Below are 12,247 nucleotides of genomic sequence, written 5' to 3'. Positions count from 1 at the left end.
TGATCCAGGAGGGTGCCCCTCGCCCGTTTGCGCGCGCACGGCCACCGTGAGCGATGACCGGCGGCACGCCCGGCGGGCGACGGCGGCCGACGGGCCGCGCTAGGCGATGCGCGTCCCCGGCGGCAGCCTCTTCGCGGGCGTGCGCGTGCGGGCGACGCCCCATGCGAGCAGACCACTCGCCAGCAGCAACTGGACGAACAGCCCGACGAACCAGCTCGGCGCGGTGCCCGCGACTAGCTGCTCGGTGCTCGGGTAGGCATCGACGTTCCACCCGCGGGATTGAGCACATCCGTCGAACGACGTGGTCGCTTCGGGAGCGATCTGCGCCAGACGGACGCCGGAGGCGATCTGCGAGAACAGGTCGGTCGGGTAGCCGTCGACGTACGTCGGCGGAGTCGCGTCGGCGAGGATCACGAAGGGGTTCGCCGCGAGGATCCACCACACGCGATCGAAACGCGGCTGCTCGGAGAGGGTGCGGGACTCGACGCACGGCAACTGGTCGTAACTCGGGCAGTCGGTCGAGCGCACCGGGGCGCCGGGGTCGCACCCGGCAGGGATGGCGTTCCAATCGACCTCGCGGCTGATCGTCGTCGTCTGGGTGCGCAGAGCCGCACCCCCGAGTCCGAAGGCGATCAGCGTCCCCACCGTCAACGCCGCCACCAACAGATACGTCGACGCGACGGAGAAGATCGGCCGGGCGATCACCGCGCTCAGCCCCACCCCGATCGCTGCGACGACGCCGACCTCGATGATCGGGATGCCGAGCGAGGTCACGATCGCACCGGGGTTGAGCACTCCGGCGAGGGTCGCAACGACGAGGAACGGCAGCGCCACTACGAGGAATGCCAGTCCCGAGATCCACGCGGCGAGGAACTTGCCGATGACGATCTCGGCCGTCGTGACGAGAGTGACCTGGACGGGGGCGAGGGTCGCCGCATCCCGATCGCCGTTCACCGCGCTGCCGCTCAGCGTCGGTGAGACCAGCAGCGTAAGCAGCAGCACGAGCATGATGACGAGCGAGAAGAACCATTCGCTGCCGCCCGTCGTGAGCGAGAACGCGGCGAACGAGAGGCTCAGCAGGGCGATGAGGATGACCGCGAAGATCCCGAGCAGCACGTACCAACCGACGGAACGCACGCGCTGACGCAGCTCGATGCCGATGATCGTGCGAAGGCGATGCAGGTTCACGAGGCGCTCCCGTCGTCGGTACGGTCGGCGGGCGGCTGCCAGGAGCCGGGTGGTGCGGGATCGACCACGGGTGTGGAAGCGCCCTCGGGTACGGACGGCGATGCGTCGGCCCGCAGATCGAGGAACGCGTGCTCGAGATCGCCGACGGCCGGGGCGAACTCGACGATCGGCAGCCCCGCGCTCACGAGCGAACGCAGACCCGCGACGGCGCCCGCCTCGTCGACGAAAGGCACGAGCACGTCACGCCGGTCGACGCGCACCTCGCCGGCCGTGCGCCCGAGGGCGGCCGCGACGTCGTCGCGCACGGCGTCCGGGGAACGCGCGACGTCGGCGGGGACCCGCACCCGCCACACCCGCACGCGGGTCGCCGCGGCCGCGACGCGGTCGGTGCCGACGGTGCGCCCGTCGACCAGGAAGACGGCGTCGTCGACGACCTCTTCGAGCTCCGCGAGCACGTGGCTCGAGATGAGGATGGTGCGCCCCTCGGCCGCCAGCCGCCGCAGCAGCACGCGCAATGCGATGCGCGCTTGAGGGTCGAGGCCGGAGGCGGGCTCGTCGAGCAGCAGCACCCGGGGGTCGTGCACCAGAGCACGCGCCAACGCCAGTCGCTGCTTCTGCCCCCGTGACAGCACCCGGGCGGGAGAGGCGGCGAGCGCGCCGAGGTCGACGAGCTCCAGCAGGTGGTCGGCCCGGGCCCGCGCGTCCTCGCGCGAGAGGTCGTAGAGCTGCGCGGTCGCCACCAGCACCTCGCGCGAGGTGAGGCTCGGCCAAGCGCCGAGGGAATCCGGCATCCATCCGAGAAGACGACGCGCGCCGGCGGGGTCGGACACGGGGTCGATGCCACCGATGCGCATCTCGCCCTCGTCGGGTCTCAGGAGCGACGCGAGCATGAGCATGAGCGTCGTCTTGCCCGAACCGTTGGGCCCGACGAGTCCGGTGACCCGGCCGGGCAGGGCCGTGAACGTCACCTGCTGTACGGCGTGCACCGCTCCGAAGGAACGTTTGACTCCCGCGACGTCGATACCGGCATCCATAGCCTCACCATAGAGGGAGCCTCCGACACCGCCGAGGACTCTCGTCGTCGAGCGGCCGTCACGCGCCGATGATGGCGAGGTTCACCAGGGCTTTTCGCTCGGTCGCCGCCCGCGCGTGTCCTCGATGCCCTTCAGGATGCCGCGAGCGCCCGCCCCAGCGCGTCGCCCGAGGTCCACGCGGTGCGGACGGCGGCGCTGTCGCCCCACGCGTCTCCGCAAGCGGAGAGCCCCGGCGAGCGGAAGAACGGTTGCCCGGTCGTTTCGACCGGCCGGGCGAAGGTCCAGCGATGCGCGCGCGTCGACACCGGTTCGACATCGATGCCGAGCAGCCGCCGGGTCGCCGCGAGCACCGGGGCGATGGCCGCCTCGGGGTCGTCGAGGTGCTGTCGGGCGCGGTCGGCCGTGGTGTGGACGACGAGCACGGCAGCGTCGTCCCCGCGGCGGTCGCCGTCGTCGGCGAGGAACGACACGTCGGCGTCGCCGTCGGCGAAGGCGCCGTGCAGGTCGGCATCCCACTGCCGCTGATCCCACCGCAGGACGACGGCGATCACCGGATCCCACTCCTGGGCGCCGCCGGGCGCCTCACCGGTCAGTCGCGCCGCCTGCGGAGCCGGCATCGCCAGGACGACCTCGCCCGCATCCTCACCGTCGACCCGGAAGGGCCCCGCGCTTTCGACGACACGCTCCGACGAGACCTCGAGCCCCTCGGCGAGGTCGAGAGCGAGCGAGCGCAACCCGGCGGGAGCGGCCCACCGCATCGGTCCGGGCTTGGGCGTGCACCCGCCATCGGGGTCGATCACCTGGAACGTGTCGGTCCACGGCCGCGCGAGCCCGCGCTCCTCCCAGTCGGCGACGACGTGGGCGAAGCCCTCCGCCTCCCCGACCACGAAGTACGACGCCCCGAGATCCACGGGCCGCCCGTCGATCGTGCGGCTCGACAGACGTCCGCCCACCCGGCGCCCGCGATCGAGCACACGCACCGCGCGACCGGCCTCGTGAACCGCCCGCGCGCACGCGAGACCCGAGATTCCGCCGCCGATCACCGTCACATCCATCGTCATGCGGCCATCCTGTCGGCTGCGCGCGTGCCGGGCGTCGGGGTTGCGCGGGGCGAAACTCCTGAGAATCGCCGCCTCGACGCGGTCCAGCGGCCGAAACGACCGACACGCGGGTCGAAACTCAGGAGTTTCGTCCCGCCCCGAAGAACTCGACGCCCAGATCGGGATGATCCACGAACACCCCGTCGAGCCCGGCGTCGCTCAACACGGTCCACTCGCGTCGCCAGTCGCCGAACGCGGCGTCGCCGCCCGGCCCCCGATAGGCGGGCAGCAGGAAGGCGTTCTCGGGGCGGCACGTCCACGTGAAGACCCGCAGGCCCCGATCCTGCGCCTCGCGCACGAACCGCGCCGGTCCTCGCGCGACGCCGCGCTCATCGGGCGCGAGCACCGAGCGTTTGTCGGGGCTGATCCCCTGCACCTCGCCGGCGAGAACATCGAGACCCGCCGCAGTCAGCATCGAGGCGTACGAGGCGGCGTCAGTCCCGTCGCGCTCCCGCAGATCCCACGGCGCCCCCTGCGCGTCGATGAGCTGAACGAGCGGGATCCGGATGCCGCGCTCTCGCAGCCGCGCCAGGACCAGGGGCTCGAACGACTCGATGACGAGCGCGTCCTCGGCGTCCTGCCATCCCGCCGCGCGCAGCTCGGCGTCGACGAGCTCGGCCAGGTCGAACCCGAGTCGGGCGAAGAACGCCGCGTGCTTGATCTCGAGCACCACGCCCACCCCGCCCTGCCGGGCGAGGTCGAGGACGTCGCGCAGGCGCAGCAGTGGTTCGGTGTCGTCGTGGGCGGCGCTGTCGGGACGGAGCGCGGGGATCCGCTCGCGGCAGTGCAGGGTCCGCAGCTCCTCCCACGTGAAGTCCTCGACGAACCAGCCGGTCAGCCGCTCCCCGTCGACGATCTTCGACGTGCGCCGCTCGGCGAACTCCGGTCGCGTCAATACGTCCGTGGTGCCTGAGATCTCGTTCTCGTGCCGCACGACCAACACGCCGTCGCTCGAGGGGACGACGTCGGGCTCGACGGCATCCACCCCCTCCGCGATCGCCCGTAGATACGAGCCGCGGGAGTGCTCGGGCAGATATCCGGGGGCACCGCGATGACCGATGACGACAGGCACCTCGACACGCTAGCGAGACCGTGTGACGAGCGGGTGCGCTCAAAGCAGAATCCCAGTCAGCACAAGGAATCTGCCGCCCTGCTCGGCTAGTGTTGTCTGACAGCACGGTGCTGTGATCACCATCTTTGGAGTGTGAGTTCCCGTGGCCCTCAACAACCCGGCATTCAACAACCCGGCGTTCCAGGACCCTCGAGCCGGTGGCGCGAATACGCGCTACAGCCCGCCCCCGGCCGTCGATCCCGCCGCCGCCGCCTCGATCGAAGGCGCGTACGCCGCCCCGTCGGCGAGCGCCGTCGACACCGGCCGTATGACGGTCGAAGACACCGTCATGAAGACGCTCGCCCTGTTCGGCATCCTCGTCGTCACGGCCGTCGTCGGCTGGATCTGGTCGATGGCCGGCGTCAGCGCCGCCAACCCGAACCCCAGCGCTGCGCCGATGATCGTCGGTGGCCTCGTCGGCTTCGTGCTGGCGATGGTCGCAACGTTCAAGAAGAAACCCTCCGTCCCCGTCTTCATCGCCTACGCGGCGTTCGAGGGCCTGTTCGTCGGTGGCATCTCGGCCTTCTTCGAGTTCATCTTCCCGGGCATCGTCCTGCAGGCGACCCTCGGCACCCTGTCCGTCGTCGGTGTGACCCTCGCCCTGTTCGCGAGCGGCAAGATCCGCGCCTCGGCGCGCGCCACCAAGATCTTCATGATCGCGATGGTCGGCTACCTGGTGTTCAGCCTGGTCAACCTCGGCCTCATGCTGTTCAACGTCCCGATCGCCGGTGGCGCGTTCGGCCTGCGCAGCTCGATCGAGATCTTCGGCATCCCGCTCGGCGTGATCATCGGCGTCTTCGTGGTCATCATGGCCGCGTACTCGCTCGTGCTCGACTTCGACCAGATCCAGCGCGGCGTCCGCAACGGCGCTGCCCGGGTCTACGGCTGGGTCGGCGCTTTCGGCATCATGGTCACCGTCGTGTGGCTGTACGTCGAGATCCTGCGCATGATCGCGATCCTGCGCGGCAACAACTGACGCACTCGCTTCACACGAAGGGCCGTCCCGTTTCGGGGCGGCCCTTCGTCGTAGAGTGCCGGCATCCGGGCTCCCCCCTTCTCTCCCTCACTCCCCCACACGCCCACACGCCCACACGCCCACACGCCCACACGCCCACACGCCCACACGCCCACCACCATTGAGTGTCCGAAACACCCGGACCCCTCGAGAAACTGTCCGGGCGCCCTGGCCTCTTAACGCCTCGCAACGCCCCGGCACCCCGCCCCGTTACGAGTGTCCACAACACCCGGACCCGCCGAGAAACTGTCCGGGTGTCCTGGACACTCAACACGCCGCAACGCCCCCGCACCCCGCCCGCAAGGGGTTCGAACCCCGAATGCCGCGGCGCTAGCCTCCCGCCATGAGCCCCGCGAAGACCCCGGCCGAGATCCTCGACGTCGACGGCCACGAGGTGCGCGTCACGAGCCCCGACCGCGTCGTCTTCCCCGAGCCCGGCCTCACCAAACTCGACCTCGTGCGGTACTACCTCGCCGTCGCCGAGGGCGCCCTGCGCGGAGCGGGCGGTCGTCCGATGGTGCTCAAGCGCTTCTCGAAGGGTCTCGATCATGAGCCCTTCTTCCAGAAGCGCGTCCCCGAGAACCACCCCGCCTTCATCGACACCGCCACCCTGTACTACGCCTCGGGCACCTCGGCCGAAGAGACGGTGATCCGGGATGCCGCGGGACTGGCGTGGGTCGTCAACCTCGGCTGCCTCGACCTCAACCCGCATCCCGTGCGCGCCGAAGACCTCGATCATCCCGACGAGCTCCGCGTCGACCTCGATCCGATGCCCGGGGTCGACTGGGCCCAGATCGTGGACGTCGCGTTCATCGCCCGCGAGGTGCTGGAGGATCACGGGCTCGTCGGATGGCCGAAGACCTCTGGGTCCCGGGGGCTGCACATCCTCGTGCGCATCCGTCCGGAGTGGTCCTACGCCGACGTCCGCCTGGCCGCCGAGACCCTCGCCCGCGAGGTCGAGAACCGTGCGCCGGGTCTCGCGACCGCCCGCTGGTGGAAGGAGGAGCGCGGCGAGAGCGTCTTCGTCGACTTCAACCAGAATGCCAAGGACCGCACGGTCGCCTCGGCGTACTCGATCCGCGCACTTCCCGACGCTCGCGTGTCGACGCCGCTCACCTGGGACGAGGTGCGCGACCGTCGCCCCGGGGAGTTCACCGTTCTCACCGTGCCCGAGCGCTTCCGCAGCGTGGGCGATTCCCATGCCGGCATCGACGACGCGGCGGGCTCGCTCGATGCACTCCTCGCCCTGGCGAAAGAGCTCGGCCCCGCCGAGAAACCCCCGCGCGGCTCCGACGGTTCGGGTCGCCGAGCCTCGACCATGCCGCTCATCGAGGTCGCGCGGACGAAGACCAAGACCGAGGCGCTCGACGCCCTCGAGACCTGGAAGCAGCGGCATCCCGACGCGGCATCTGAGCTCCACCCCGCCGACGTGCTCGTCGACGGTATGCGCGGGTCGAGCTCGCTCTGGTACCGCGTGCGCGTGAACCTCCAGCACGTGCCGGATGCCGAGCGCCCGGCGCAGGAGGACCTGATCGCCGACTACGACCCCTGGGCCGGCCGCTCAGCTCCCTGATCCCGCGTGAGCGAGGCGACCAGGTGGCGCCGACCGTAGCGGTACGCGTCGTCGAGGTCGCCGCCGAGGCGGAAGGCCCCCGCGAGCTCCATCGTGACGAACCCGGTGGCCCACGCCGTCAACAGCCGAGCGGCGTCGAGCGCGTGCGCCTCACCCACCGCCGACGTCGTCGCGCGCAGCACCGGCGCGCTCGTGGCAGCAAGTCGGTCGGCATCCACCACCGTCGTGGACAACAGACGGAACGCCTCCGGCCTGTCGTGCCCGAACGCGCGAAAGGCGACCAGTAGGTCGTCGAGATTCGCGGATGCCGTCTCGAGCCGCACCGTCAGGTCGTCGGCCGCGGCTGCCCCGACGAGTCCGAGCAGGGCCTCGCGGTCGCGCACCCTCTTATACAGCGACGGAGCCTTGACCCCGACCGCCTGGGCGACGGCCTGCATCGTCACGACGCTGGGTCCGCCCTCTTCGAGCAGTCGCGCGGCCGCCTCGACGATCTCGTCGAGCGACGTTCTCTCCGGTGTGGGCACGGACCCTCCTCATGGCTACGCTAATAAGCTATCATGGCTAATGTTCGTAGCCATTCAGAAAGGCACCCCGTGAGACTCGCTCCATCGCTCCACCGCATCGGCAACGACATCGTCGCCTCTTACCTCGTCGTCGCCCCCGACGGCATCACCCTCGTCGACGCCGGACTCCCCGGCATGTACGCCGACCTGCGCCACGAACTGGACGGCCTCGGCCGAACCCTCGACGACATCCGCGGCGTCATCCTCACCCACGGCGACAGCGACCACGTCGGCTTCGCGGAGCGGCTCCGCCGCGAGCACGGCGTCCCCGTCTTCGTGCATGCGGGCGACGCCGATCGCGCCCGCGGGGGCGACAAGCCGAAGAGCGCGATGGGCCCGTTCCGCCTCGGCCCACTGCTGAGCTTCGCCGCCTTCGGCATCCGCAAGGGGATGCGTCCGCAGTGGCTGACCGAGGTGCGCGAGGTCGCCGACGGCGAGACCCTCGACCTCCCCGGAAGCCCTCGCATCGTCGGCATGCCCGGTCACTCCCCGGGTAGCGTCGCGGTCTTCTCCCCCGCGGTGCGCGCCGTGTTCGTCGGCGACGCCCTCACGACGCGCCACGTCCTGACCGGTCGCACCGGCCCCGGACCCGCGCCCTTCACCGACGACCCGGCCGAGGCGCTCGCCTCGCTCGATCGCATCGCGGGACTGGATGCCGACTGGGTGCTGCCCGGCCACGGCCCGGCGTTCCGCGGCTCTCCGGCGGATGCGGCGGACGCGGTGCGGAGGGTCGCGCGCGGCTGACGCGGACGCCTACGCGGCTCGGACCGTGTCGGTCGGAGCGGGACGTACGGGTGGGCGAGGACCCCGGCACCGCCAGGCCGCGCCTCGGCTCGGCTCGAGCGACAACGCACACGGAACGCAATCCCGGGTTGCGCGATTCAGCGCCGGCGCGACCGCCCCAGCACCTCTTGTGCCACAGCCGCGAGGGTGCTCATCGCGCGCGCCGGGCTCACGGCATCCGCTGCCTGCCGCGCCTCGGCCGCAAGACTCTCACGCAGCCCGTCGTCGGTGAGCACCCGCCGCAGCGCATCGACCAGAGCGTCGTCATCGCCGTCCGGAACCAGGATGCCGCCACCCGACGCGAGCATGTCGCGCGGGCCGTAGCGGATATCCCACGCCACCACCGGCGTCCCGTGCGCGAGAGCTTCAGCGAGAGCGAGCCCCTGCCCCTCGAAGGCGGAGGTCGTCAGGTACACGGCGGCTCGGTCGAGCACAGCGCCCGGCTCGGTGGTGAGCCCGGGCAGCGAGACGGCGTGTTCGTGTCCGTGTTCGGCGACGAGAGCCTCGAGTGCCCCGCGCTGCGCTCCCTCGCCCCAGAGTTCGAGCCGAGCGTCCGGCACGTCGCCGAGAACGCGCGCGAAGGCGTCGATCGCCCGGTCGAGCCGTTTGCCGGGGGCGAGTCGCCCCAGCACCACGACGAGGCCCCGCTCACGCTGCGACGCCGACACAACGGCATCCGGAGCCTCCACGCCGTGCGGTGCGACCACGTCGTTCGCCGCGGTGCCGAAGCGCGCCCGCACGTCATCGCGCTGGTACGCGGTCGGCCACAGCACGGCGTCGAAGCGCGGTGAGATCTCAAACCACCGCGTCCACAGGGGGTTCAGCTCCGAGTCGGCCTGGAACGGCGGCTCGAGGTGGATCGTGTGCACCGCGTGCACGATCCGCACGTCGTCATCGCCCCAGCCCGCGATGAGCTCGCCGAGCTGCCGCGACTCGCAGATGACGACGATCGGCCGGTCGTTGTCGACACGGAGCCGGTCGGCCAGGTGCGTCAGCCACGCGCGGTACAGCGCCCCGAATCCGTCGATCACGCCGACGGGTCCGCCCGCGGCATCCCGGATCACGATCGGCGCGGTCGCGAGGTGCCAGTCGGGGTCGATGACCACGGGGAGCTCGACCGCTCCCCCGGCCACGAGGCGGTACTCCAGCGCCGGGTCGGCGTCCCCCGCGTGCGCCGCTTCGCGCAACCACGCCGCGGCTCCCCCCTCGGCGTCGACGGCCTCGTCGAAGAGGTTGCGGAAGATCCCGGATGCCGAGGCCGCCCCCCGCTCGACGAAGGTCGCGCGCTGCGCAGAGTGAGCGTCGGCGTCACCCGGGTCGACGGTCAGCAGGAGGGGGTCCGCGCCGGCCTGGGCCATCTGCCGCGCCCGCGCGAGGGTGGCGATCGTGTACCCGCCGTCGAGGTCGGGTATCAGCCGGCTCGACAGGATGAGGTACCACGCGTCGGGGAAGTCGCCGGAAGTCACGCCCCCATCCTCCCCCACCCGCCGCGTCCCCCGCGGCACGTCGGAGACACGGCAGCCCTGTCCTTCTTTCCGCCGGAAGCGCTGGAACGCACGCCCAGCCGCGAACGCGAGGACACGTGACACGCCCTCCCGAGTCGATCGGGCCAGCGTCCCGGTTTTGCATACCCTCCGCGGACAGACGGAGCGCCGCCGACGCCGGACGGCGAAGGGGCACCGTCTTCGGGTCGATCGGGGTAGGGGCCCCGCTCTCGACCCGAAGGCGGTGCCCCGGAGCCGGCCGACGACGTCGGCGCGGGAGCGGGCTAGACGCTCACTCCCATTCGATCGTCCCCGGCGGCTTCGACGTCACGTCGAGAACCACGCGGTTGACGTCGCGCACCTCGTTGGTGATGCGGTTCGAGATCTTCGACAGCACGTCGTAGGGCAGGCGCGTCCAGTCGGCGGTCATCGCGTCTTCGCTCGAGACCGGGCGCAGCACGATGGGGTGTCCGTAGGTGCGGCCATCTCCCTGGACGCCCACCGAGCGCACGTCGGCGAGCAGCACGACGGGGCACTGCCAGATCTCGTTGTCGAGACCGGCTTTGGTCAGCTCGGCGCGGGCGATGGCGTCGGCCTCACGCAGGATCTCGAGACGGTCAGCGGTGACCTCACCCACGATGCGGATGCCAAGGCCGGGCCCCGGAAAGGGCTGACGGCCGACGATGGCTTCGGGCAGGCCCAGCTCGCGTCCGATGGCGCGGACCTCGTCCTTGAAGAGGGTGCGCAGCGGTTCGACGAGCTCGAACTGCAGATCTTCGGGCAGGCCGCCGACGTTGTGGTGGCTCTTGATGTTCGCGGTACCGGCTCCGCCACCCGACTCGACGACGTCGGGGTAGAGCGTTCCCTGCACGAGGAAGCGCACCTGCTCCCCCTCGGCCTTGGCCTCGGCGACGAGATCGGCCTGCACCTTCTCGAAGGCGCGGATGAACTCCCGGCCGATGATCTTGCGCTTCTGCTCGGGATCGCTGACCCCGGCGAGGGCGTTCAGGAACGTCTCACGCGCGTCGACGGTGATGAGCTTCACACCGGTGGAGGCGACGTAGTCGTTCTCGACCTGCTCGCGCTCGCCCTGGCGGAGCAGACCGTGGTCGACGAACACGGCGATGAGCTGGTCGCCGACGGCCTCGTGCACGAGCGCGGTCGAGACGGCGGAGTCGACGCCGCCGGACAGCGCCGAGATCACGCGGCTGGTGCCGACCTGCTGGCGGATGCGCTCGACCTGCTCGGCGATGACGTTGCCGCTGTTCCAGTCGGCGGGGAGGCCTGCGGCCTTGTGCAGGAAGTTCTCGAGCACGTGCTGGCCGTGGTCGGAGTGCTTGACCTCGGGGTGCCACTGCACGCCGTACATGCGGCGCGCGTCGTTCGCGAAGGCCGCGACCGGGGTGTGGGCGGTGCGGGCGAGGACCTCGAAGCCCTCGGGAGCGCGGGACACCTGATCGCCGTGGCTCATCCAGACGTTCTGCTCGGCGGGCTGCCCCTCGAGCAGCGTGCCCTCGGTGACGACCGTGGCATCCGTCGCCCCGTACTCGCGGAGACCGGTGTTCGCCACCTCTCCGCCGAGCGCCTTGGCCATGACCTGGAAGCCGTAGCAGATGCCGAGCGTGGGTACGTCGAGGTCGAAGACGTCGGCGTCGAGGCTGGGCGCTCCCTCTTCGTACACCGACGACGGGCCACCCGACAGGATGATGCCGACGGGGTTCTTGGCGGCGATCTCCTGCGCCGACGCGGTGTGCGGCACGATCTCGCTGTAGACGCCGGCCTCGCGGACGCGGCGGGCGATCAGCTGCGCGTACTGGGCGCCGAAGTCGACGACGAGGACGGGGCGCTGGGACGTTTCGGTCTGTTCGGTCACCGGTTGCCTTCCGGGGCGGGAACGGGAGCGGCGGCCTTCGCGGCCTCACGCTCGGCGAGATAGGCGCGCACGCGACGGGCGGTGCGCACCTCGAGGATGAAGGAGAGGAACGGCACCACGCCACCGAGGGCGAGGAAGACGAACCGGCGGAACGGCCACCGCATGAGGCTCCACACGCGGAAGCACGAGATGAGGTAGACGACGTAGAACCAACCGTGGACCACCAGGATCGCCAGCGAGACGTTCACGCCGTCGCCGGTCGACAGGATCGAGCAGCCGTTACCGCCGGGGACGAAGAGCGAGAACCACTGGCAGTCGGGGCCGGGCACGGCATCCGCGAACCACAGGAATCCACCGGATCCGCCGAGGAACAGCTCCACGTGAATGGGCGTGTACTTCAGGATCATCTCGGCGACCAGCAGCAGCAGGCCGATACCCGTGATGATCGAGCAGATCTGGTAGAACTTCAGGGCTCCGCGGATCGCCGGGAAAGAGGCGAGCTTGGGGGCGCGGGGCATGGAGG

The 12,247-nt window shown here is 70.8% G+C and carries 11 protein-coding genes; 3 read left to right on the top strand and 8 right to left on the bottom strand.

Annotation, left to right across the window (positions count from 1 at the left end; all coding sequences use genetic code 11):
* Positions 1-99 precede the first annotated feature (99 nt).
* The 4 genes from OVA17_RS08925 to OVA17_RS08910 form a co-directional block, all read right to left on the bottom strand.
* On the bottom strand, positions 100-1,188 hold the full coding sequence (locus OVA17_RS08925) for an ABC transporter permease (protein WP_267786191.1): 1,089 nt from the start codon (positions 1,186-1,188) through the stop codon (positions 100-102).
* Entirely contained in the window at positions 1,185-2,222 is a 1,038-nt protein-coding gene (locus tag OVA17_RS08920; protein ID WP_210072268.1) for an ABC transporter ATP-binding protein, read from the bottom strand. The genes OVA17_RS08925 and OVA17_RS08920 overlap by 4 nt, the downstream gene beginning before the upstream one ends.
* Positions 2,223-2,353: 131 nt before the next feature.
* Entirely contained in the window at positions 2,354-3,283 is a 930-nt protein-coding gene (locus OVA17_RS08915; RefSeq protein WP_267786188.1) for an NAD(P)/FAD-dependent oxidoreductase, read from the bottom strand.
* Positions 3,284-3,401: 118 nt separating this feature from the next.
* The gene (locus OVA17_RS08910; RefSeq protein WP_267786187.1) at positions 3,402-4,394 is read right to left on the bottom strand and encodes a glycerophosphodiester phosphodiesterase family protein; all 993 of its coding nucleotides are present in this window, start codon (positions 4,392-4,394) and stop codon (positions 3,402-3,404) included.
* A gap of 142 nt (positions 4,395-4,536) precedes the next feature.
* Between OVA17_RS08910 and OVA17_RS08905 the strand changes: the two genes are divergently transcribed.
* Both OVA17_RS08905 and ligD read left to right on the top strand, forming a co-directional pair.
* Positions 4,537-5,409, top strand: coding sequence for a Bax inhibitor-1/YccA family protein (locus OVA17_RS08905; protein WP_267786186.1), 873 nt, complete (start codon positions 4,537-4,539; stop codon positions 5,407-5,409).
* Positions 5,410-5,791: 382 nt separating this feature from the next.
* Entirely contained in the window at positions 5,792-7,021 is a 1,230-nt protein-coding gene (gene ligD / locus OVA17_RS08900) for a non-homologous end-joining DNA ligase (RefSeq protein WP_267786184.1), read from the top strand.
* Here the strand turns inward: ligD and OVA17_RS08895 are convergent.
* Positions 6,988-7,545, bottom strand: a complete 558-nt coding sequence (locus OVA17_RS08895) for a TetR/AcrR family transcriptional regulator (RefSeq protein WP_267786183.1) — start codon at positions 7,543-7,545, stop codon at positions 6,988-6,990. The two genes, ligD and OVA17_RS08895, sit on opposite strands and share 34 nt — an antisense overlap.
* A 69-nt stretch (positions 7,546-7,614) precedes the next feature.
* Between OVA17_RS08895 and OVA17_RS08890 the strand changes: the two genes are divergently transcribed.
* Positions 7,615-8,328, top strand: coding sequence for an MBL fold metallo-hydrolase (locus OVA17_RS08890; RefSeq protein WP_267786182.1), 714 nt, complete (start codon positions 7,615-7,617; stop codon positions 8,326-8,328).
* 137 nt (positions 8,329-8,465) lie between these two features.
* Here OVA17_RS08890 and OVA17_RS08885 read toward each other — a convergent pair whose 3' ends face one another.
* From OVA17_RS08885 to OVA17_RS08875, 3 genes are all read right to left on the bottom strand, one after another.
* Positions 8,466-9,833, bottom strand: coding sequence for a glycosyltransferase (locus OVA17_RS08885; protein ID WP_267786181.1), 1,368 nt, complete (start codon positions 9,831-9,833; stop codon positions 8,466-8,468).
* Positions 9,834-10,143: 310 nt separating this feature from the next.
* Positions 10,144-11,724, bottom strand: coding sequence for a glutamine-hydrolyzing GMP synthase (gene guaA, locus OVA17_RS08880; protein WP_210072274.1), 1,581 nt, complete (start codon positions 11,722-11,724; stop codon positions 10,144-10,146).
* Positions 11,721-12,242: a DUF3817 domain-containing protein gene (locus tag OVA17_RS08875; RefSeq protein ID WP_210072275.1), complete on the bottom strand. Its 522-nt coding sequence runs from the start codon at positions 12,240-12,242 to the stop codon at positions 11,721-11,723. Before OVA17_RS08875 ends, guaA begins: the two co-directional genes overlap by 4 nt.
* Between the last annotated feature and the right edge of the window lie 5 nt (positions 12,243-12,247).

Origin of the sequence: Microbacterium sp. SL75, from assembly GCF_026625865.1 — a bacterium.
In the GTDB taxonomy this organism is placed as follows: domain Bacteria; phylum Actinomycetota; class Actinomycetes; order Actinomycetales; family Microbacteriaceae; genus Microbacterium.
The sequence above is the reverse complement of the archived record's forward strand: the minus strand, read 5'-3'. Positions and strand labels throughout refer to the sequence as shown.

Excerpts from the sequence above, each read along its gene's own strand:
- OVA17_RS08920 (WP_210072268.1), bottom strand. The coding sequence starts at position 2,222 with ATGGATGCCGGTATCGACGTCGCGGGAGTCAAACGTTCCTTCGGAGCG.
- OVA17_RS08875 (WP_210072275.1), bottom strand. The coding sequence starts at position 12,242 with ATGCCCCGCGCCCCCAAGCTCGCCTCTTTCCCGGCGATCCGCGGAGCC.
- ligD (WP_267786184.1), top strand. The coding sequence starts at position 5,792 with ATGAGCCCCGCGAAGACCCCGGCCGAGATCCTCGACGTCGACGGCCAC.
- OVA17_RS08915 (WP_267786188.1), bottom strand. The coding sequence starts at position 3,283 with ATGACGATGGATGTGACGGTGATCGGCGGCGGAATCTCGGGTCTCGCG.